Here is a 20,811-nt window from a genome sequence, read left to right as displayed (position 1 = left end):
TGACCGTCAAAGGGTGCACCAGATCATCGCCGCAATACTGGCAGAGCAGCGTATGGAGGGATCAATTTCTTGATAAACAACAAGTTTTACCGAATTTGCACAGCCATTATTTTGCTGCTGCTCATTGTGTATTTGGGAAATAAGGTGAATTTTATTTTCCGCCCGTTAACATCACTAATACATATCATCATTATCCCGCTATTGATCGCAGGCTTTTTCTATTATTTGCTTCGGCCCCTCGTCGACTACATGGAACGACATCGGATGAAGAGGGCTCTATCCGTTCTCATTATTTATGTGGTGATTGCCCTGCTGATTGCCGGATTCAGTGTGCTTGTATGGCCCTCACTCCGGGAACAACTATGGAACTTTATTGAAAATACACCGGATTTGATGTCCTCACTTAGTGCTCAGTTAAATGAACTGGAGAGAAGCGGGTTCCTGTCCAAATATGTGTCCGAAGATTCGGATATCGTTGCACGATTCTCTGACTTCCTGACTCAGGGAATTGCGCAGGTAACGGATTATCTGTCCGGCCTGTTCTCGGTTGTATCCAATCTGGTCATCATTTTGGCGACATTTCCGATTATGCTGTATTACATGCTGAAAGAAGGCAGCAAGTTTGGGACCAATCTAACCTTGCTCCTGCCGAGGAGTTACCGGAAGGAAGGGGAAGAGACCGTTCATGAAATAGATGAAGCGCTGAGCAATTTTATTGTGGGGCGAGTGATTGTCAATGTCGCGCTGGGAATCCTGATGTACATCGGTTTCCTTATCCTTGGCTTGCCTTATGCGCTATTGCTGACGGCCGTATCCATCATATTAAACTTCATTCCTTATGTCGGTGCGATCCTGGCAGCCATACCAGTCATGATTGTGGCCTTTATTGAATCTCCATCCATGGCGATCTGGTCGCTGGTCATTATTGTGGTGGCGCAGCAGATTCAGGATAATCTGATATCTCCTTATGTCTATGGCAAGCAGCTGGATATCCATCCGCTGACAACCGTCATTTTACTGTTGGTGGGTGCTGACCTTGGCAATATCCTCGGCATGATCATTGTGATTCCGTTGTATATGATCATCAAGATCATTTTCCGAAAGATCCATAATCGTATTGTGGAGGACAGAGCTGAGAATACGTGATGATGAGAATAGCTTTTTGATGAAATAAAAAAAGCACTTCCTCAAGGGAAGTGCTCTTTTATATTCCAATATGGCATTAACGTGTGATTAACTGTACCGCTTATGAACTTTTTTCGGATTCGTCATCCGTATATTCAGACATAACGAGCGGCTCTTTAGGTACAACCGCCACTTTATAGAATCGGTTTTTGTCTTTTTCCAGAAGAACAAAGGTCAGGTTTTCGAACGCATACTCATCCTGCTCGTTCATCTCCGGACGGTGGCTGTAAAGCCATCCACCAATCGTATCCCATTCATCCGCATCGAGGTTCGACATAAACATGTCGTTAACCTTGGACAAGGATACCTTGCCATCCATAATGACATAGTTTTCGTTGATGACCTGGATGTCTTCCACTTCGTCTGCATCGAATTCGTCGCGGATCTCGCCGACAATCTGTTCAAGTACATCCTCAATGGTTACAATTCCGGAAGTTCCTCCATATTCGTCGACAAGTACGGCGATATGTACGCCATCCTTCTGCATTTTCTTGAGCAAGTCCTTCACAGGAGTTGTTTCGTGAACAGCCGATACAGGCTGGATCAGTGAGGACAGATCAACAGGTTCATCGTTTCCGTAGAGCTCCAGGAAGAATTGTTTGGTATTGATGATACCGATAATATCGTCTTTGCTCTCGTTCACAACCGGGAACCGGGTGTACTGCTCTTCCCGGATGATTTCCAGGTTTTCCTCGTTCGTTCTATTCACATAAAGGCAGACCATATCGGTCCGGGGTACCATAATTTCTTTGGCTAACATTTCATCAAAAGCAAAGATCCGGCTTACATAACCGAACTCGGCTTGGTTGATTTTACCACTTTCAAAGCTTTCATTAATAATGATCTGCAACTCTTCTTCGGAGTGTGCATCTTCATGTTCAGAGGCAGGTTTGATTCCGAACAGTTTCACCAGTTGGTTCGCTGAGCCGTTTAACAGCCAGATAAAAGGATACATAATTCGGTTAAACCAGATGATAGGTGTAGACGTCAGCAGTGCAACAGTCTCGGCTTTCCGGATTGCAATCGTTTTTGGGGCGAGTTCACCAACCACAACATGCAGATACGTGATGGAAGCAAACGCGATAACAAACGATAAGAATGAAGAAACCGCCTCAGGTACATGCATGCTTTCAAACACAGGGTGGAGAATCTTCTCTACCGTTGGTTCACCTAGCCAGCCCAGTCCCAGAGATGTGATCGTGATTCCAAGCTGGCAGGCGGACAAATAGCCATCCAGATTGGCAACGGCCTGTTTAACAGCCAGCGCACGCTTGTTCCCTTCTGCAATCATTTGGTCGATCCGGCTCGGACGAACCCGTACCAGAGCGAACTCCACTGCAACAAAAAACGCCGAAAGTCCTATCAAAAATGCAACCATTACTAAATTTAACGCATACCTCTCACTTTCCATTCACTGCTCTTCTCCTTTAGGTAATAAGTTTTTAACGAATATTATATCGAATTTAACGCCAGAAGACCACCTCCTGCGGAGTGAAAGAGGAAGACTATGGAAGGTCAAATGCCCAAAATGGCGGTGTGATGCGGTTTCTCAGAGCTGATGAAGAATATGTAGATGCAAACACAGTCAGAAAAGACAGCCATTTCAGCAGAAGCAGGCAGGCAGGAAACCCTAAGGTTAGTTTGTGTATGTAAAGTTTTATCTATGCGGACGTTACGAATAGGTCCAACATTGGGTATCTATGATTAGCTAAATGCTTTATCGTCAAAGCTGATGAAGTGAGAGAGAAAGGCAAGATTGTCATCGAGGGGGAAGCCGGATGTTTTGGCTGGTCATTATTTTACTCGTTTTTATTTTCCAGGCAGCCACCATTATCATATTGGAGTTCAGAAATCCGTCCAAAGCGGTGGCCTGGCTGTTTATTTTGTTTTGTGTGCCTCCGATTGGTTTTATCGTGTATTACTTCGTGGCACAGGATTTCAACAAACGAAAAAAAGTACGCAAAGCCGGATCGAGAATTTTCAGGGAGATTAAGGAAACGATATGGGAGCAGGCTCATATTGTGAAGGAAGCAGCCGAAATGCCTGACAATCGCTTTAGGCACCAGCAGCGGTTGTTTAATCTGCTGTCCCATCTGTCGGAGAGCCCCATCACGGGCTGCAACCGAAGCAAAGTGTTAACGAACGGGAAAGAGGCCTTTCCGGCCATGTTAAGGGAAATGGAGAAGGCGAAGCATCATCTGCATGTGGAGTTTTACATTTTTCGTGATGATGCAATCAGTACCAAGTTTCAGGAAGTGATGATTCGCAAGGCACGTGAAGGTGTAAGAGTCCGGTTTATCTGTGACGGTCTTGGCAGCCACAAAATGAGCCTGGGTTTTATCCGCAAGCTTCAGGATGCCGGGGTGGAATTCCATTACTTCCTTCCTCCGCTGATTGCCACCATCGATCGCAGGGTCAATTACCGGAATCATCGGAAAATTATCGTCGTGGATGGAAGGGTTGGATTTGTGGGCGGCATTAATGTCGGGGATGATTACCTCGGAAAATACCAGAAAATGGGGTTCTGGCGGGATACACATATGCAGCTGGAAGGTGACGCTGTTTATTTCCTGCAAAACACATTTCTTAACGACTGGAAGCTTGCTTCCGGCGAGCAGATCACCAAAAAACAGCTGAAAGAACTATTTCCGCCTCATATATGCAGTGGGGACGAAAAAATTCAGATTTTGGCCAGTGGACCTGACCAGGAGTGGGATGCGATTCAGGAAATGTGTTTTGGGGCCATCTCGGTAGCCTGTGAACGCATTTATATTACGAGTCCTTATTTCATTCCGGATCCTGCTCTGTATGAAGCGCTCAAGACTGCTGCCGTAAGCGGGGTGGATGTAAAGATCATTATTCCATATCAGTCTGATTCACGGCTTGTGCATCTGGCCTCCCTCTCGTACGTGGAGGAATTGCTTCGTGCTGGGGTGGAGTTTTATCAGTATCGAAAAGGATTTGTGCATGCCAAAGTCATGATTGTGGATGAGCTGCTTGCAACTGTGGGGACAGCTAACATGGATATGCGCAGTTTTTTCTGCAACTTTGAACTTACAGCTGTTCTGTTTGAGTCCTCCTCCATGGATCGTTTGATAGCGGATTTCGAACGGGATTTGAAGGTGTCCAGCAAGATCGACCTTAAGGCATTTCAGGGACGTTCACGATCGCAAAAAGGGGCAGAAATACTTTCTCGCATGCTTTCTCCGCTTCTTTAGCCGTTTTAGGTTCAATTTCTGAAGATAAATTCACTTTTTTTGAATTTATCTTCTTTTTGCTAACTATTTTGCTCAAATTTGATCTTTTATGATATAATAATTATATAAATCATGTCTTGGCGAAGGAGGGGAGTCTGCGGGAAACAGGCTCCCTTTTGCTCTCTTTTCGAAGTGTAAACCGGAATTAAGACATATTTGAATCCATTTCATATTGCCTTTAGTTACTTATAAGAAGGGTACGTATAGAGTGAAGCGAGATCGTTTTCTACTATATGTAGGTTTCCCGTTCGGTATTTAAATGCTTTATGAAATTGATTCACATATCAATCAATCGGGGGGGATACCATGTCCAATGTAACAGTTAAAGAAATAACATCGAAGCCGGATCGGAATGTAAAAAGCTCGGTATTTACGCTTAAGCTCCTGCAACGTATTGTGATGATTCTGATCGGTGCTGCACTGATGGCTGTATCACTTGAAATATTTCTCGTGCCCAATGGCGTAATTGATGGAGGAATCACGGGGATCTCGATTATGGTGTCAGAGCTTACGCATCTGCCGTTGGGGATTTTCCTGACTTTGCTCAACTTGCCTTTTCTGATTCTCGGCTATAAACAAATTGGTAAAACATTTGCATTATCCACGCTGCTCGGGATCGTGGTGATGTCCATCGGGACCTCATTATTGCACCATGTTCCCGCATTGACACCGGGTGAACCATTGCTCGGAGCGGTATTTGGCGGATTGATTCTGGGTGTGGGTGTCGGGCTCGTTATCCGGTCTGGCGGATCGCTGGATGGTACGGAGATCGTGGCCATCCTGCTGAGTGAGAAGTCACCTCTGTCTGTGGGACAGATTGTACTGTTCATAAACGTGTTTATTTTCGCAGGAGCGGGATTTGTGTTTGGTTGGCCGAATGCCCTGTATTCCATGATTGCCTATTACATCGCCATGAAGATGATTGATATCGTTAATGAAGGACTGGATCAGTCCAAATCGGTATGGATTATCAGCGAAAAGTATCGCGATATCGGTTCAGCGCTGACAGACCGTCTCGGTCGTGGCGTTACTTTCCTGGATGGAGAGGGCGGATTCAGCGGGGATGAGAAGAAGATCATCTTTGTCGTTATCACTCGTCTGGAAGAAGCGAAGCTGAAGTCCATCGTCGAAGATTGGGACCCGCAAGCGTTTGTGGCAATCGGTAACATTCATGACGTCAAGGGCGGACGTTTCAAGAAAAAAGGTATCCATTAGCGAGTCTTACTCGATGTGAAAAGCTAAAAATAAAAAATGGCCGGCACCCTTGGTTTGAGGGTTGCCGGCTATTTCTTTTTCAGGTGCTGAGTGATCAGCTCAACAGGCTGGGGCTCGACGGATGCAATGAGATCGCCAACCTGCTGCAGCCGCTCCACAATATTCATCAAATGATAGTCTTTGACCGAGACGTTGTTTCGGACTTCTTCCCAAGTGAGTGGAGTGGATACGGTACCCCCGGGTTTTGCACGTGGCGTATATGGAGCTGCCAGGGTTTTGCCGCCATAATGCTGCAGATAGTCAAAATAAATCCGGTCCCCGCGATCCTTTTTGAGTCTCTCCAGGGTGAACAGGTCAGGATGCTTCTGGGTAACATACTTGCCAACAAAATGACCAATATCCCGCAGTTCATCGAATGTGACACCCTGGCGGATCGGAACAATGATCTGTATACCTGTTGCCCCAGAGGTTTTGGGTACAGATCTCAATCCCAGAGAAGTCAGCGTTTCTCCGACAATCAAGGCGGCCTGCATAATGCGCGGCTCCTCTTCAAGTGAAGGGTCCAGATCAATCATCCATTCGCATGGCAGATGGCTCCCCACGAAATGCAGAGACGGATGAAACTCCAGAGCAGCAAGATTGCCAAGCCACAGCAATTCCGGCAGACCGTCCATTACGACATAGCGGATGCTTTCGTGAATCTCGGTGCGCACAAAATCGGGAATCGGTTCAGGTGCATTTTTCTGATAAAAAAATTCACCGCCTGCACCATGCGGATAACGAATGGTGGTTAGAAGCCGATTTCTTGTGTACGTAAGCAAAAAGGGTGCGATGGCTGCAAGCTTTTGCAAGTAGATGGCTTTGGTTACCCCTGCCTCAGGCCACAGCAGCTTGTCCGGATTGGTAACGGTAAGCTCCGTGCCTTCTATAGTAATGGTGCCTTTTATCGTACGGGCCATATGAACACCTCCTCTATACAACATGAATGATTATTAAAGTGGCTTCACACTTCGATAATGAGTTGACTGGCAAGACAGTCATCACGTGAGACCTCTGCGAATGTTTGTATACTCGGATGGCGCAGGGTTCGATGCTGAGTCAGTTCCATGTACTGCACTTTGACGCCGATTCGGGGCTTTATCCATGTAGTCTCTGCGCTTCGCTCGGGCACATTGTGAAAGGGCCTTTCCTTTTGAATCAGAGGTTCAACTTCCTCTGTAAGTTTACGCCAGGTGGCGGAGTTCAGCTTGCCAGTGCCCACATGACCAATATAGACAAAATGCGGTCCATCATATACGCCAACGGCAATGGCATTAACGATGCCGCTCCGGTAGGTGACCCCGCCAATCATGGCGTAGAGATCATGCATGATTTTGACTTTCTGCCAGCGTTGATCCTTGCCGTTGATAGCATAGGTACTTGTGAGGTCCTTGCAGACGATACCTTCCATCTGGTGCTGTCTCATTACCGTGAGCAAAGAGGAGGCATCGGAGGTGTTGGTCACTTCCTGCACGTGTGATCCCGGGTTAAGCACCTGGTGCAGGAGACGCTGGCGCTCTGCAAGCGGCTGATCGGTGACCCATGTTCCATCACAGAACAAAATATCAAAAACCATATATGTCACCGGAATCTGATGCACGGCTTGGGCAATTGCGTCGGGTCTGCTCATGCGGTCCCGGCGCAGCACATGGTAAAAGGAAGGTTTCCCCGTTTCCGGATCCAGCGCAATGACTTCGCCATCCAGGATATAAGAGGGAACGCTGCACAGGTTTCGTGCGGAAACCAGCTCGGGATATTGGACAGTTCGATCATGCAGTCTGCGATTTATCAATTTGAGTTCATTGCCATCCTCGTAAGCAAGCATGCGGACGCCATCCCATTTCACCTGGGCAATCCAATTGGGTCCGTCTGGAATGTTGTCCCGGGAAACTGGCTCAAATGGGGTCAGAGGTGTGAACATGTGTAAGGCTCCCTTCTATGATAATAAGATGCGAGCTGTGAATTTTATCTTTTGGACAAACGTGATTTGAAATGATGTACCAGAATGAGCAGCACAGGGAGCGCGATGCCGCAGGTAAGATCCCAATCAATCCAATAGGGAATAATCACCTTGAGATAGAAAATTTGATTTGGAGCAACAAGAATGGACATGGCCAGAATTAGAAGAGCTGAAGGCAGGATAAGTGAACGGTAGCTGGATAGCCGGAACAGAAGTGCAATCCCTAAGACAAAACTATAGAAGAGAAGAGAATGCTTTTGAAAAAAACAGCGATAATCCACGCGGATGCCATAGAAGCTTCAATTCGCTGAAGAAAGTTGCCTATATTAATCTTTTGTGACAGTTGAAACGAAGTGAACCACAAGACCCCAATCCAAGGTTCGAGTGTTCGAAGAGCATTCTCAACCAAATTCAGCCGGGGATGAAGTTTATAGGCTGCCAGCATTATGGACAGAATCCCCATCCCGCCAGCGACGCCCAGTAACGCAGATATCCAGGCATCTTCGTGAGCGAACGAGGTGATCATGGACGGAAATACGAGAATCTGTTCACCAATTGTACAGAGGAACAGTAAGGCGGCAAGCTGCCTTACCGTCATTTTCAACCATTTGGGTTCTCCTTCGTTTGTTGAGCTGGGTATTAGGTTAGGATGCGCCAGTTTCACCAAATATATAATAAAAAAGCCCGGATATTGGCAATCTCATAGTTAAGAGCTGCACACTGTCCGAGCTGTCTCGTATTACACGGGATTTATGAATTTATAAGAAAGTCATCAAATAACACGTTTATCCGGCTGTGATCAAGCGAACACGTATGTTTTGCGGGTCGGTGGTAAACCAGCTGCCATCCTGTTCTTCAAGAGTGGCACCTTCCTGACGCAATTGTTCCAGCGCTTGCTGCAATGGTTCCTGTCCGGCGTATACGATGGTAAAGTAGTCGATCCCTGTGGCACGGTCCGGATTCACCGGCGCACCTGTGCCAGCCCAGATATTCAGGCCAATGTGGTGGTGATACCCGCCGGCAGAAACAAATAGAGCTGACATACCAGCGAAATTGCCTGCGACGTCAAAACCGAGCACACCTGTATAGAAGCGGCGGGATTCTTCCAGGCTGCGCACATGAAAGTGTACGTGACCGATAACAGTTCCCGCAGGCAGGCCGTTCCAAGGCTCATTCTCGGAGAGAACGAACAAACTCTGCACATCCACCGGATCGCTTGACATGATGTAGTTGTTGTCTTCATCCCGTCTCCAGGTATCACGCGGACGGTCTGCATAAATTTCAATTCCGTTCTGGTCCGGATCAGAAATGTAAAATGCCTCGCTCACCAGGTGATCGCCCTGTCCAATCTCAATGCCGGAGGCAGCGAGGTTGCGAAGTGCAAGACCAAGTGACTTGCGGTCAGGTAGCAGAATGGCGAAATGATACAATCCGGCGTGCGAACGAACAGGCAGGGTCACCGCATCGGTGAGCTCTTCAAGGCGCAGCAGGGACTGTTTGCCGTCAGCAGTCATCGTGGCTACCCTTTCGTGACGTTCCAATAATTGGAGTCCGACTACTTCCGTGTAAAATTGAATGGATCGCTCCAGGTTACTGATTTTCAGGCTTACTTCACCCAAATGGGTGGTGCCGGGGATTTGGTATGGGGTAGTCATAAGAGTATCCTCCTAATAAATAAATGGTTTTAGTTCATCTCATCTAAATTGCAATGAAGGTATGGTAACGTTAATTCGTTCTGGATCATAAAATTTAAACTTTATAATTATAAATAAGTTACTTTTCATAAGTTAATATAAAATATAAATCACCTTTCGTCAATTGTCTTTTCAGATAGAAAAGTGGATCCGGTGTTCTAGTAATGGGAGTCAGAACAAGAAAAATCCGGCTGCCAGGGCCGGATGGATCGTGCTGAACCAGATTATATTTTTTGTTATGTTTTGGATTTGGACGCGGCTCTTTTCTTTTTGGGTGGAGCTTCTGTTTCGCCTCCGACAACAGCTTGAACGGTTGTCTTTTTGGGAGCACGTTTTTTGGGTTTGGCTGTAGTTGTTCCAGGGTCTGCCGGAATGGGCTTGACTGCCTCAATACTGGCCTGCAGTGCAGCCATCAGATCCATGACATTTGCTTCCGGTTTGGCCGGTGCAATCTTGATTTCTTCACCTGCAACTTTGTGATTAATAAGTTCCAGTAGTTTTTCGCGATAGTCGTCTGTATATTTGCCGGGTTCAAAAGGCGTAGACAGCTGGTCAATCAGCAGTTTCGCCATCGTCAGCTCTTTATCATTGACATTTTGGGCTTCGGGCAGGTTCGGCACCTGGGAAACGGGACGAATTTCATCCGGATAGAAAATCGTTTCCATGGAAAGACAATCCTCCAGCACGCGAATGGCAGCCAAGCTGCTTTTTGAACGAATGGAAACCTTGGCTATGCCAATTTTCCCGGTATCACGCATGGCGGTCATCAGCAGCTGATATGCATTTCCGCCGGCCTGATCCGGGGACAGATAATATGTTTTCTGAAAATAGATCGGATCGATCTCGGTCAAGTCCACGAAATCAAGAATGGTGATGGTTTTGCTGGCCGAGTCATTCAGTGCTTCCAGCTCGTCTTTCTCGAAGAGTACAAATTTTCCTTTTTCGTATTCATAACCTTTGGTGATTTCTTCCCATTTCACATCCACTTCACAGGAAGGACATTGTCGTACATAAGCGAGCGGACTGCCGCAGACCTTATGGATGTATCGCATGGAGATGTCTTTGTCTTCGGTAGCCGAGAACATTTTGACAGGGACATGCACGAGACCGAAGCTGATTGCACCTTTCCAAACCGTATGCATGGGTCGGCTCCTTTCCGGGGTACCTTTTTATTATGTAGTATGGGCATCTCGGTGCCCGGATAATCGTCATCAGGAGGATTTCGTATGGTTCAGGCTGACTGGGGGATGATAACAGAAACATGCTTGAATGCCACATCAGTGATAAGCATGTGATTCAGAAAGGGATGGACAATGAACAAGCCGGGAGGTGCCGAAATGAAGAACAAAAGGGATGAAGAAGAAGCGCATAAGCATGCCTTTTCTCCTTATCCCATTGCCGAGGCAGAGGGTTCAGAAGAGTTCCATACGCCAGCCACTGCGGTGAATTGGGAAGCTGTGACTTCTGAAAAACTGCCGCTGGACCGGGAGTCATTCATGCTCGACATCGATCGGATGGTCAATGAGGGACTGGGTGGCGGTCAGGTTACGGAGGATAATGGTTACATTGGTGAGAGTACCACTGACAGCATGGTTCAGGAACTACATGAAGATCCGGAAGGGGAGTATGAATAAAATGATGGATGTGAAACGCGCCAAAGCGATCTATGATTCCAAGGATACCATAGCCGTTACCCTCGAAGGGGATCCGGTCTGGATCGAACATGTGGATGAGGCCAACGGGATGGCAACCGTTCAAGTGGGCAGCAATCCGGGTAATACACAGACGGTTCGTGTGGATCGCCTGGAAGAGTAGAGAGTAAACGAGGAAGAAGGATGTCCAGGTAAGGCCGGTGCCGTCAGGTGCCGGTTTATTTGTCTTTAGGACTGGCCGGTCCAGCTTTCGCTTCCAAACCCCGGTGTTGCGGGGGAAGAAAGGGACCGATATAATAAGGTTCAAAGTGAACTCAGGCGGCTGGACCGCCAAAGGTGGGGCGAATATTGAAACAGATTCATGAGCAGTGGGTGTATCCATCCCATGGCATTGCTGATACAGAAGCGCTCGCGTCCGCACTTGCCGAACAGGCAACTGCCGGAATGGTGATTGCACTGGACGGTGATTTGGGCGCAGGCAAAACGGCATTTTCACAAAAGTTTGCCTGGCATTTGGGTATACGTGAAGTGGTGAACAGCCCCACGTTTACGCTAATCAAGGAATATGAAGGGCGTTTGCCTTTATATCACATGGATGTGTACCGTATTTCACTGGAAGAAGCGGACGAGCTTGGACTGGATGAATACTTTTATGGTGCTGGAGTCAGTCTGGTGGAGTGGGCCAGTATCATTCCCGAGCTGCTGCCGGAAGACCATTTGCATGTACAGATAGAAACGACCGGTCCGGAGGATCGCACGATTACGCTGGATGGATACGGTGAGACTTATGCCGCCATATGCCGGCAGTTCAGACAGAATGGAGTCAAATAATGATGGAAGATTTACAAAAAAAGCCGCGTCAGCGGTTTTTGGCGTTGGATACATCCACCGCGGTGATGGCTGCCTCGGTGATGGAAGATCAAGCATTGCTGGAAGAGCGTAATGAACGTGCCGAACGAAATCACTCCGTGCACGTTGTGCCTGTAATGGAGCAGCTGCTGGCAGCCAGCGGCACAGAGCCAGGCCAGCTGGACGGCATTGCTGTCGGCATTGGCCCAGGATCATATACGGGGATCCGCATTGCGGTGACCGCGGCAAAGACACTCGCCTGGGCATGGGACATCCCAGTTGCCGGGGTGTCCAGCCTGCAGGCGATGGCCTGGGGCGGCTGGCACCGCGGCCTCGCGGCCAAGGCCGAAGCTGCGGCAGAGGATGCCGCAGCAGGAGCTGGCGGAACGCCATTCGCGGACCAGGGCGGCACAGGTGCCGCCCCTGTCCACTGGATCGTTCCGCTCGTGGATGCACGGCGCGGTCAGGCCTACACCGCGCTGTTTGCCTCCGCCGGGAGCGATGCGCCCCGGCGGCTGGCGCCTGATGCCATCCGCCTAGTGGACGGATGGCTGGAAGCCCTCGCCGCCCGCATGGCGGAGGCGGCGCCGGAAGAGCGTCCCGCTGCCGTCTGGATTGTCGGCGAGACGGGCCCGCATGCGGCAGCAGCGGCTGAGCTCCGCTGCCCCGCCGGAACGGCGCTCCAGCTCGTTCCCTATGAGCTGGAAGGCCGCTGGATCGGGCGCCTAGGCGCCGCCGCGCTGCTTGCAGGGCAGCGCGATGACGTACATGCGTTGGTGCCGAACTACACCCAGCTGGCTGAAGCGGAAGCTAATCTACTGCGCAAAGGCTGAAGAAAGGGTGGCGAGCCGGATGGACGGTATGGAAGCGTACGGGCAGGATGCAGCGCTTCAGTTCAGACTCATGACATTGAATGATATCCCTGATGTTATGATTATTGAACATGAGGCTTTTACAATGCCCTGGACGGAAGAAGCATTTCGAAACGAATTGACGAATAATCATTTTGCCAAATATATGGTCATGGAACTGGACGGCACGGCCATTGGATATGCCGGAATGTGGACCATTATGGATGAGGCCCACATTACAAACATTGCTGTAAGACAGGCTTACCGAGGGCGCAAGCTAGGCGAGAAGCTTTTGGATGAGCTCATGAAGACAGCGGCATATCTTGGCATGGAGCGAATGACGCTGGAAGTCAGGGTATCAAACCTTGTTGCCCAGCGTTTGTATGAGAAAAAAGGGTTTGAATCGGCAGGTCTTCGCAAAGGCTATTACTCCGACAATCAGGAGGATGCGATGATTATGTGGGCGAATTTGCCGCCTGCAGGCCGGAGCGGCGAAGAGGAAGGAAGCGTAACGGATTCATGAATGATCTGAGTGATAAACAACAATCAGCTCCATCCTATATTTTGGCGGTGGAGACCAGCTGTGATGAAACATCGGTTGCCGTGGTCAAGGATGGAAAAGAAGTGCTGTCCAACCTGATCTCCAGCCAGATTGAGACACATAAGGCATTTGGCGGAGTTGTGCCTGAGGTCGCTTCACGCAAGCATGTCGAAGTAATCACCCTGATGATGGAGCAAGCCATTGACCAATCCGGCATCCGCCCCAGAGATTTGAGTGCAATTGCGGTGACCCAAGGACCGGGACTGGTTGGTGCATTGCTGGTCGGTATCGTTGCAGCCAAAACGCTTGCCATGGCCTTGGGCAAACCACTTATTGGCACACATCATATTGCTGGCCATATTTATGCCAACCGGCTTACGCATGAGCTGCAATACCCTGCGATGGCACTTGTTGTGTCTGGGGGGCATACGGAGCTTGTGCATATGGAATCTGAAGGCAAGTTCAAACTGATCGGCCGCACACGGGATGACGCTGTAGGTGAGGCCTATGACAAGGTAGCACGAGCACTGGGGTGCCCATATCCAGGTGGCCCTCATGTAGACCGGATGGCATCCGAAGCAGAGCAGGTTGTACCATTACCTCGTGTGTGGCTGGAAGCCGGATCTTATGATTTTAGTCTCAGTGGTTTGAAGTCGGCTGTGCTGAATGCACTCAATCAGGCCAAAATGCGCGGAGAAACACTGGAGCCATCGGCCGTTGCACGCGGGTTCCAGGAAGCTGTCGTGGAGGTGCTGGTGGAAAAAGCAGTAAGAGCCGTTCGTGAATATGGATCACGCCAATTGCTGCTGTGCGGAGGTGTGGCGGCTAACCGCGGCTTGCGCTCTGCATTGCAGGAGCGTTGTGCCAAGGAGGGGCTCGAATTGTTGATTCCGCCGATGGAGTATTGTACGGACAATGCAGCAATGATCGGAGCTGCCGCTTATCTGAAATGGCAGCGGGGCGAAATCTCGGAATTTGATGCCAAGGCAGATCCGGGATTATCCTTGGAGACCTGGTCTGTTCAGTCTGTGTAGACAAGCATTTGAATTAAAGAGTTGACAGCCGATATGTGAAGAATGTATATTAGTTACAAATTTAAACAGGATATTGAAGTCCTGAACTAAAAACGCAATGAACAGGAACAGTAGGGTACATCCGGGTCATAGAGAGCTGCGGGGTGGTGCAACGCAGTCGAAGGAAACCTGAAACTCGCCTGGAAGCGGAATGATGGAACACGGTAACTCTCTGGAGATTCCGAAGTACATCGTTACGGGTCGCCTCCGTGATTGGGCCATTGTAGGGTGAATGATCTGCATTTTGGATATTAGCTCTGCAATGACTAAGGGGACTTTTAGTCATCCTTGGGGAATAGAACCGTATGGACGCATACCGGAATTCTGCCTCAGGTGAATGGAAAAGTCAACAAGAGTGGTACCGCGAAGGTTATAGCCTGTCGTCTCTTGCAATATTGCGAGAGAGGGCAGGCTTTTTTGATTAAAAAAAGGGCTTTACATACGATAAATGTAATGAACGGGAGCAGTAAAACGATGAAGCGCTCAGAGAGCTGCGGGGTGGTGCGACGCAGTGGCTGGTATCGTTTGAATCTCGCCCGGGAACGGAGCTGTGGAAGCAGAAGTCCTGTGTACACAGCAACGGTTGACCTCCGTTATAGGGTGTTTCTCCAGAAAGATCCTTTGCACGCTTCAAACAGCGTACCAAAGGTGAGACTGGAGACGACGAGGTGGATGATCCATGGCTCAGGGCCGGGATCGTCAAGCAAGAGTGGTACCGCGGAGGGGAAATAACCCGCCGTCTCTTAGATGAGATGGCGGGTTATTTGTGTTTGCTGCCGGCAGCAGGGTGGGCAATGGGGATCCAATAATCATGGTTTAGAAAAAGAAATATTCCGGCGTGCAAGTCGACGTGCACATCGGCATGGAATGCCAGATGAATAAACATAGAAAACGGGAAGCGAACGCCTCGTTCACATCCCCAAAATCCAATATACATTCAAATTTGATGGAGGTTGATGAATATGACAACGAACAATAACAAACGCATGATTGAGATTTTTGATACAACACTGCGCGATGGAGAGCAAGCACCGGGAGCGAGTCTGCAGCCTGAGCAAAAAATTGAACTGGCACATCAGTTGGCTTCTCTGGGCGTTGACGTCATCGAGCCTGGATTCCCGATCTCAAGTCCAGGTGAGTTCGCGGCGGTCCAGGCGATATCGAGACAGTTGCAAAACGTGGAAATTTGCGGATTTGCCCGTGCCGTCAAAGGAGACATCGACGCCGCGGTGAAGGCAACTGCTGATGCAGCACGTCGCCGAATTCACCTGTTCATCTCTTCTTCGGATATTCATATTGAGCACCAATTGCGTCGTCCGCGGAGTGAAGTCGTAGCTACTGCACGTGAGATGGTGTCTTATGCACGCCAGTTCACGGATATCGTGGAATTCACTGCCATGGATGCGGCCCGCACCAAGATGGATGATCTGATCGAGATGGTTGAGGTAGCTATTGAAGCTGGCGCCAGCATTATCAATCTGCCGGATACGGTCGGTTACGCGCTTCCGCATGAGTACGGAGAAATGTTTCGCCGTGTCCGCGAAGGGGCAAGAGGTGGCGATCAAGTGCGGTATAGTGCCCACTGTCACAATGATCTGGGACTTGCGGTGGCTAATAGCCTGGCTGCGATAGCGAATGGGGCTTCCCAAATCGAAGTAACGATAAATGGGATCGGAGAGCGCACGGGTAACTGTCCCCTGGAAGAGCTGATTATGGCACTCGAAACGCGCGGAGATGCCATCGGTGCCACGACGAATATCAAATTGAACCAGCTGTACGAAACCTCCCGCCAGATCAGCCGGGCTATGCATTTCCCGATTGCTTACAACAAACCGGTTGTTGGACGCAACGCGTTTCAGCATGAATCCGGAATACATCAGGATGGATTGCTGAAAAATCGCAACACGTATGAAATCATGGATCCTGAAGCACTGGGTATTCCGCGCAGCATGATTATTCTGGGTAAACATTCCGGTCGTCATGCGCTGAAAGACCGCGTTCGCAAATACGGGTTTGAGCCTGATGAGCAGCAAATGGAGCAGCTGTACGAAGTATTCAAAGAAACTGCCGATCAACAGAAGGTGGTCAGTGACGATCAGTTACTGCAAATGGTCAGCCAGACGATGAACATCCCTGCGAAGGATTATGAGCTGGTTGAACTCCAGGTAACGGCAGGCAGCATGACTGATCGGATGGCAGCTGTTCGAATCCGGACAGGTGCAGGCGAACAGACGTATTCTGCGGTTGGCAGTGGTCCAGTAGAGGCGGCCATCCGCGCGATCGGTCAGAGTATTTCCGATGATATTACCTTCGTGGACATGGAGATCCATGCACTGAGCGGGGGAGAAGAAGCAACGGCAGAGGCGGCTGTTGCGGTGGAACGTGCAGGGCGGGAATTCAGAGGGACTGCTACACACAATGATATCGTTATGGCGGCGGGCCTTGCCTATGTGGCGGCATGTAATGCTGCCGGGCTCAAGGCAGAATCTTCCGAAAGTGACAAGTCGGTACATGTTTAAACAGGTAGATAGAGCTAAATAAAGAATAATGTCGTTCATTACGATTCTGAAGAGCAGACCTTATTTACAAAGGTCTGCTTTTGTCTTATTATGTGTAATAATCTATAAGGGTAAAAAACGATCTGTCAAGATGTGATTATAGTTATCCACATATTCAGGATAATTTGTGGGTAACTAATCCAAAGTCAATCCAGCAAAGTTTTCGAAAATAAAAGGTTTTAGGGGATAGTGTGCAGTTATAATATCCACAAAACTGTGGATAACGTGGATAACTTGGTGGATAAATATGGTTTTTGTTCAAAAATGCGATTCTACCGCTGTATAATTAACTTGAGTGGATTGCTTGCTAACTTGCTTGTCTGTGGATAAATAGGAGATGGGTGTGCAGAAAAATATTTTCAAAATTCGAGTGAATTTGACATATGAAAAATGCTGAATATAAATTCTTATGTTTATTAATAAATTTACAAAAAAGCCGATCCCATCAAGGAATCGGCTTCTACTGTTTCTTTATTTTGCTTGCGTAAGTTAAATGTTCTGGAATTGTTCTGGAATAATATGAAATGAGAGATCAGGATTCCAAAGCCAGGGCTTCCCAGTCTTCGTATGCCTTGGCGAGCTGAAGCTTGCGTGTTTCCGCATCTTCCTGGAGTTCCTGCAGTTTCATATAATCTTGATACACCTCTGGAAGGGCCATCTGGGCTTCAAGCTCCGTAATTTCTGTTTCCAGTCCGGCAATCTGCTGTTCCAACGCTTCCTGTTTCCGTTGCCGGTTACGCTCCTCGCGTTTGGCTTGCTTGTCGGCTTCGAATGAAGCGGCTCCCGACTTTTCCGTTGTTTCCTGTTCGGATTTGACAGACCGCTTGGAAGAAGCGAGCGTTGCCTCGGCAGCTTCACGCGCAATGTCCTCCAGCTCCTGCTTTTTCTCCATATAGTCATCATAGTTTCCGAGGTAGTGCTCTGTTCCTCCGGGGTGCAGCTCCACGATGCGTTCAGCCATTTTGTTGAGGAAATAACGGTCATGGGAGATGAACAGCAGTGTGCCTTCATAGTCCATGAGTGCCGCTTCCAGCACTTCTTTGGCGAACAGGTCGAGATGGTTCGTAGGCTCGTCGAGAATCAGCATGTTGGCTTCTTTGAGCATGAGCTTGGATAGGGAGACACGGGCCTTCTCACCACCGCTCAGCGATGAAATCTTTTTGAGTACATCATCTCCGCTAAACAAAAAGTTGCCAAGCACGGTGCGGATTCTCGCTTCCTCCATGCCCGGATAGGCACTCCAGAGCTCTTCCAGCACGGTATTGTTAGGGTTCAGGCCCGTCTGTTCCTGATCATAATAGCCGATCTGGACTTTGGTTCCCCACTGGATCTGGCCGCTTACCGGACGCAGGCTTCCGGTGAGGCATTTTAGCATCGTGGATTTCCCGATCCCGTTGGGTCCGATCAGGGCCACCGTTTCACCGCGCCGGAGATCAAATGACACATTCCGGAATAAGGGAGAAGCTTCGTCGTAAGCTACAGAAAGATCGTCTACACGAAGCACTTCCTTGCCGGACATGACCGCGGTCTCAAACGAGAAATGTGCCTTTTTCAAATCACCCATCGGCTTGTCCAGACGTTCCATCTTGTCCAGTGCTTTACGGCGGCTTTGAGCACGTTTCGTTGTGGAAGCACGTACAATATTTTTCTGAACAAAGTCTTCCATCTTGGCAATTTCGTCCTGCTGTTTCTCGTACTGCTTCATCTGACTCTCATACTCAGCGGCTTTCAGTTCCATATACCGGCTGTAGTTGCCTGTATATTTTTTGGAGCGATGCCGTTCGATCTCCACAATGGTAGTCACAAGCCGGTCAAGGAAATATCGGTCATGGGATACAACCAGCAGTGCCCCCGAATAACCTCTCAGATAATCTTCAAGCCAGGTTAATGTCGGGATGTCCAGATAGTTGGTAGGCTCGTCCAGCATGAGCAGATCCGGTGCCTGAAGCAGAATGCGTGCAAGAGCAAGACGTGTCTTTTGCCCACCACTCAGCGTGGCAATCGGAGTATCAGGTGAGAATTCACCAAAGCCCATCCCGTGTAAAACACTGCGAATGCGTGTTTCCATCGCATACCCGCCGTGGTCTTTAAACCAGTCGGAGCGCTGAGCGTAGCGTTCAAGCAGGTCCGCATATTTTTTCTCGTCCTCCATCTGGGCGGGATCGGCAATATCCTGCTCCATTTTGCGCAGTTCCGCCTCAGCCTGGGTCAGATGAGCGAAGACATGCATCATCTCTTCCCAGATCGAGCGGTCGGATTGCAGGCCGCTGTTCTGGGCGAGATAGCCCAGTGTTGTTTCTTTGGATTTGAAAATTTGTCCGCCATCATAGGACATTTCGCCTGCAATGATTTTAAGCAGGGTGGATTTGCCCGCACCGTTTACACCGACGAGCCCGATGCGTTCACGTTCTAATATTTGTAGGTTCACGCCGTCCAGAATTGGATCGACACCATAACGTTTAATAATTCCGGATACTTGCAGCAGCATATAATTAAGTTCCTCCATAGGTCCTGTTCTTGATTATTCAACTACATTCCAGTTTACATGAAATACAGATCAAATGCACCGATTAGGAGCGGTCCGGCGTGTAGTCTTTTTGCTCAATCAATGATAAACTGAAAGAAGGCATGTTATTACATGAGGATTTTGCAGAAAATCACTCATTTTAATGATTTCAACGAGATGACAACTGGTCTTAACATATAAATGATTTTTTTGTACTGACGCTTTTTTAATTACCTTCCACATCAACAGGAGGTTATTCAGGGACATGCAGGATCGGACGGAACAAAAGAGCCAGCTTCGTTCCAGACTAAGGCAGAGTCGTGATCGGATGGATGAAACGCTTCGTAAGCACGCGATAATGGAAATCAGTCTTGTGGCCAAACGTGAGTTACGGCGGCTTCGACAAGATAAACAGAGACTGACCATTTTCAGCTACTTGTCTTATGGAAGCGAAGCACCCACGACCTTTCTGTTTGAGGATGGCTGGAAGCACGGCGACAGGATGTTCGCACCGAAAGTACTGGCCAATCCAGCACGAATGGAATTGCGGCTGGTGACAGGCGAGAAGGATATCGAGCCTGGCGTGTGGGGGATTCCTGAACCCAAAGACACCTGTGAAGTGCTTCCCCGTGAGGACTGGCCGGACATTGATCTCGTCATTGTACCGGGTCTGGGATATGATCTTCACGGCGGGCGCATTGGTTACGGAGGCGGTTATTATGATCGCTTTGCCGAGATGCTCGAAGCGGAGTGTTATACGGCGGGTAGAAGGCCGCTTCTTGCTGCATTCGTCTTGCCGGGACAGCTGCAGGATGAAATTCCGATGGACCCGCTTGATCTGCGTATGGATCTGTTGATGACAACTGAAGGTATACTACATATCGAATAAAGGGTTGTGATGGTATTGAACTCCAATGCAATGAATGGATCAGATTCGGGCGAAGGAAAGCTGACTCATTTTAACGAGCAGGGACGTGCCCGAATGGTGGATATTTCGGGCAAGGAAGTCACTGTGCGAACGGCAGTGGCCGTATCCAAGGTAACGATGAATCCCTCTACACTTGAAGCAATACGGGAGGGCCGCATCGGAAAGGGCGATGTCCTCGCCGTGGCTCAAATTGCGGGGATCCAAGGTGCCAAGAAAACGTCCGACTGGATTCCCATGTGCCATCCGCTCGCGCTGAATGGTGTGGATATCCGTTTTGAGGACAACGGCCTGGATGAATTATCGATCCAGGTTACCGTCAAAACCGAAGGTAAAACCGGTGTCGAGATGGAGGCACTTACGGCGGCCTCGGCGGCGGCATTAACGATCTATGACATGTGCAAAGCATTGCAAAAAGACATGATTATCGGACCAACCCTGCTGCAATCCAAGAGTGGTGGCAAAAACGGTGATTTCAACCGATAAGGGACATTTATTTTCATAGA

General features: G+C 48.9%; 19 protein-coding genes and 2 other annotated features. Of the genes, 12 read left to right on the top strand and 7 right to left on the bottom strand.

What is annotated here, in order from left to right; translation table 11 throughout:
- Positions 1-69: 69 nt before the first annotated feature.
- Positions 70-1,146 carry an AI-2E family transporter gene (locus AB3N00_RS11870; protein ID WP_413034695.1) on the top strand — a complete coding sequence of 359 codons (1,077 nt, stop codon included), beginning with the start codon at positions 70-72 and terminating at the stop codon, positions 1,144-1,146.
- A 100-nt stretch (positions 1,147-1,246) separates the two neighbouring features.
- On the opposite strand, the gene AB3N00_RS11865 is transcribed toward AB3N00_RS11870, so the two are convergent.
- Positions 1,247-2,596, bottom strand: coding sequence for a hemolysin family protein (locus AB3N00_RS11865; protein ID WP_413034694.1), 1,350 nt, complete (start codon positions 2,594-2,596; stop codon positions 1,247-1,249).
- A 367-nt stretch (positions 2,597-2,963) separates the two neighbouring features.
- Here AB3N00_RS11865 and cls point away from each other — a divergent pair, with 367 nt between their 5' ends.
- Together cls and AB3N00_RS11855 are read left to right on the top strand one after the other, a co-directional pair.
- The gene (gene cls, locus AB3N00_RS11860) at positions 2,964-4,403 is read left to right on the top strand and encodes a cardiolipin synthase (protein ID WP_413034693.1); all 1,440 of its coding nucleotides are present in this window, start codon (positions 2,964-2,966) and stop codon (positions 4,401-4,403) included.
- Positions 4,404-4,748: 345 nt separating this feature from the next.
- The gene (locus AB3N00_RS11855; protein WP_095360683.1) at positions 4,749-5,657 is read left to right on the top strand and encodes a YitT family protein; all 909 of its coding nucleotides are present in this window, start codon (positions 4,749-4,751) and stop codon (positions 5,655-5,657) included.
- Between the two features lie 68 nt (positions 5,658-5,725).
- Here the strand turns inward: AB3N00_RS11855 and ligD are convergent, their stop codons facing one another.
- From ligD to AB3N00_RS11830, 5 genes are all read right to left on the bottom strand, one after another.
- Positions 5,726-6,616, bottom strand: coding sequence for a non-homologous end-joining DNA ligase (gene ligD, locus AB3N00_RS11850; protein WP_413034692.1), 891 nt, complete (start codon positions 6,614-6,616; stop codon positions 5,726-5,728).
- A 44-nt stretch (positions 6,617-6,660) separates the two neighbouring features.
- Positions 6,661-7,617, bottom strand: coding sequence for a DNA ligase (locus tag AB3N00_RS11845; RefSeq protein ID WP_413034691.1), 957 nt, complete (start codon positions 7,615-7,617; stop codon positions 6,661-6,663).
- Positions 7,618-7,879: 262 nt separating this feature from the next.
- Positions 7,880-8,254, bottom strand: coding sequence for a GerAB/ArcD/ProY family transporter (locus tag AB3N00_RS11840; RefSeq protein WP_413035258.1), 375 nt, complete (start codon positions 8,252-8,254; stop codon positions 7,880-7,882).
- Positions 8,255-8,441: 187 nt separating this feature from the next.
- On the bottom strand, positions 8,442-9,311 hold the full coding sequence (locus AB3N00_RS11835; protein WP_413034690.1) for a VOC family protein: 870 nt from the start codon (positions 9,309-9,311) through the stop codon (positions 8,442-8,444).
- Between the two features lie 275 nt (positions 9,312-9,586).
- Entirely contained in the window at positions 9,587-10,492 is a 906-nt protein-coding gene (locus AB3N00_RS11830) for a Ku protein (protein WP_413034689.1), read from the bottom strand.
- 195 nt (positions 10,493-10,687) lie between these two features.
- On the opposite strand from AB3N00_RS11830, the gene AB3N00_RS11825 reads away from it, so the two are divergent.
- The 7 genes from AB3N00_RS11825 (at position 10,688) to AB3N00_RS11795 (ending at position 16,835) form a co-directional block, all read left to right on the top strand.
- Complete coding sequence (locus AB3N00_RS11825; RefSeq protein WP_413034688.1) at positions 10,688-10,984, top strand: hypothetical protein; 297 nt, start codon at positions 10,688-10,690, stop codon at positions 10,982-10,984.
- Between the two features lie 4 nt (positions 10,985-10,988).
- The gene (locus AB3N00_RS11820; protein WP_127538296.1) at positions 10,989-11,165 is read left to right on the top strand and encodes an H-type small acid-soluble spore protein; all 177 of its coding nucleotides are present in this window, start codon (positions 10,989-10,991) and stop codon (positions 11,163-11,165) included.
- A 185-nt stretch (positions 11,166-11,350) separates the two neighbouring features.
- Positions 11,351-11,833, top strand: a complete 483-nt coding sequence (tsaE, locus tag AB3N00_RS11815; RefSeq protein ID WP_413034687.1) for a tRNA (adenosine(37)-N6)-threonylcarbamoyltransferase complex ATPase subunit type 1 TsaE — start codon at positions 11,351-11,353, stop codon at positions 11,831-11,833.
- A 2-nt stretch (positions 11,834-11,835) separates the two neighbouring features.
- The gene (gene tsaB, locus AB3N00_RS11810; protein WP_413034686.1) at positions 11,836-12,684 is read left to right on the top strand and encodes a tRNA (adenosine(37)-N6)-threonylcarbamoyltransferase complex dimerization subunit type 1 TsaB; all 849 of its coding nucleotides are present in this window, start codon (positions 11,836-11,838) and stop codon (positions 12,682-12,684) included.
- Positions 12,685-12,712: 28 nt separating this feature from the next.
- Positions 12,713-13,225, top strand: coding sequence for a ribosomal protein S18-alanine N-acetyltransferase (rimI, locus tag AB3N00_RS11805; RefSeq protein WP_413035257.1), 513 nt, complete (start codon positions 12,713-12,715; stop codon positions 13,223-13,225).
- Positions 13,222-14,277 (top strand): tRNA (adenosine(37)-N6)-threonylcarbamoyltransferase complex transferase subunit TsaD, encoded by a 1,056-nt coding sequence (tsaD, locus tag AB3N00_RS11800; RefSeq protein WP_413035256.1) that lies wholly within the window; start codon positions 13,222-13,224, stop codon positions 14,275-14,277. Before rimI ends, tsaD begins: the two co-directional genes overlap by 4 nt.
- 88 nt (positions 14,278-14,365) lie before the next feature.
- Positions 14,366-14,707, top strand: a binding site (T-box leader).
- Between the two features lie 53 nt (positions 14,708-14,760).
- Positions 14,761-15,063, top strand: a binding site (T-box leader).
- A 215-nt stretch (positions 15,064-15,278) separates the two neighbouring features.
- Positions 15,279-16,835, top strand: coding sequence for a 2-isopropylmalate synthase (locus tag AB3N00_RS11795; RefSeq protein WP_413034685.1), 1,557 nt, complete (start codon positions 15,279-15,281; stop codon positions 16,833-16,835).
- Between the two features lie 571 nt (positions 16,836-17,406).
- On the opposite strand, the gene AB3N00_RS11790 is transcribed toward AB3N00_RS11795, so the two are convergent.
- Positions 17,407-19,362: an ATP-binding cassette domain-containing protein gene (locus AB3N00_RS11790; RefSeq protein ID WP_413034684.1), complete on the bottom strand. Its 1,956-nt coding sequence runs from the start codon at positions 19,360-19,362 to the stop codon at positions 17,407-17,409.
- Between the two features lie 283 nt (positions 19,363-19,645).
- Between AB3N00_RS11790 and AB3N00_RS11785 the strand changes: the two genes are divergently transcribed.
- Positions 19,646-20,269, top strand: a complete 624-nt coding sequence (locus AB3N00_RS11785; RefSeq protein WP_413034683.1) for a 5-formyltetrahydrofolate cyclo-ligase — start codon at positions 19,646-19,648, stop codon at positions 20,267-20,269.
- A gap of 30 nt (positions 20,270-20,299) precedes the next feature.
- Positions 20,300-20,791: a cyclic pyranopterin monophosphate synthase MoaC gene (gene moaC, locus AB3N00_RS11780; RefSeq protein ID WP_175398423.1), complete on the top strand. Its 492-nt coding sequence runs from the start codon at positions 20,300-20,302 to the stop codon at positions 20,789-20,791.
- Positions 20,792-20,811 lie beyond the last annotated feature (20 nt).

Origin of the sequence: Paenibacillus xylanilyticus (assembly GCF_047246825.1) — a bacterium.
Classification (GTDB): domain Bacteria; phylum Bacillota; class Bacilli; order Paenibacillales; family Paenibacillaceae; genus Paenibacillus; species Paenibacillus xylanilyticus_B.
The sequence above is the reverse complement of the archived record's forward strand: the minus strand, read 5'-3'. Positions and strand labels throughout refer to the sequence as shown.

Excerpts from the sequence above, each read along its gene's own strand:
- AB3N00_RS11865 (WP_413034694.1), bottom strand. The coding sequence starts at position 2,596 with ATGGAAAGTGAGAGGTATGCGTTAAATTTAGTAATGGTTGCATTTTTG.
- cls (WP_413034693.1), top strand. The coding sequence starts at position 2,964 with ATGTTTTGGCTGGTCATTATTTTACTCGTTTTTATTTTCCAGGCAGCC.
- AB3N00_RS11855 (WP_095360683.1), top strand. The coding sequence starts at position 4,749 with ATGTCCAATGTAACAGTTAAAGAAATAACATCGAAGCCGGATCGGAAT.
- ligD (WP_413034692.1), bottom strand. The coding sequence starts at position 6,616 with ATGGCCCGTACGATAAAAGGCACCATTACTATAGAAGGCACGGAGCTT.
- AB3N00_RS11845 (WP_413034691.1), bottom strand. The coding sequence starts at position 7,617 with ATGTTCACACCTCTGACCCCATTTGAGCCAGTTTCCCGGGACAACATT.
- AB3N00_RS11840 (WP_413035258.1), bottom strand. The coding sequence starts at position 8,254 with ATGACGGTAAGGCAGCTTGCCGCCTTACTGTTCCTCTGTACAATTGGT.
- AB3N00_RS11835 (WP_413034690.1), bottom strand. The coding sequence starts at position 9,311 with ATGACTACCCCATACCAAATCCCCGGCACCACCCATTTGGGTGAAGTA.
- AB3N00_RS11830 (WP_413034689.1), bottom strand. The coding sequence starts at position 10,492 with ATGCATACGGTTTGGAAAGGTGCAATCAGCTTCGGTCTCGTGCATGTC.
- AB3N00_RS11825 (WP_413034688.1), top strand. The coding sequence starts at position 10,688 with ATGAAGAACAAAAGGGATGAAGAAGAAGCGCATAAGCATGCCTTTTCT.
- AB3N00_RS11820 (WP_127538296.1), top strand. The coding sequence starts at position 10,989 with ATGGATGTGAAACGCGCCAAAGCGATCTATGATTCCAAGGATACCATA.
- tsaB (WP_413034686.1), top strand. The coding sequence starts at position 11,836 with ATGGAAGATTTACAAAAAAAGCCGCGTCAGCGGTTTTTGGCGTTGGAT.
- rimI (WP_413035257.1), top strand. The coding sequence starts at position 12,713 with ATGGAAGCGTACGGGCAGGATGCAGCGCTTCAGTTCAGACTCATGACA.
- tsaD (WP_413035256.1), top strand. The coding sequence starts at position 13,222 with ATGAATGATCTGAGTGATAAACAACAATCAGCTCCATCCTATATTTTG.
- AB3N00_RS11795 (WP_413034685.1), top strand. The coding sequence starts at position 15,279 with ATGACAACGAACAATAACAAACGCATGATTGAGATTTTTGATACAACA.
- AB3N00_RS11790 (WP_413034684.1), bottom strand. The coding sequence starts at position 19,362 with ATGCTGCTGCAAGTATCCGGAATTATTAAACGTTATGGTGTCGATCCA.
- AB3N00_RS11785 (WP_413034683.1), top strand. The coding sequence starts at position 19,646 with ATGCAGGATCGGACGGAACAAAAGAGCCAGCTTCGTTCCAGACTAAGG.
- moaC (WP_175398423.1), top strand. The coding sequence starts at position 20,300 with ATGAATGGATCAGATTCGGGCGAAGGAAAGCTGACTCATTTTAACGAG.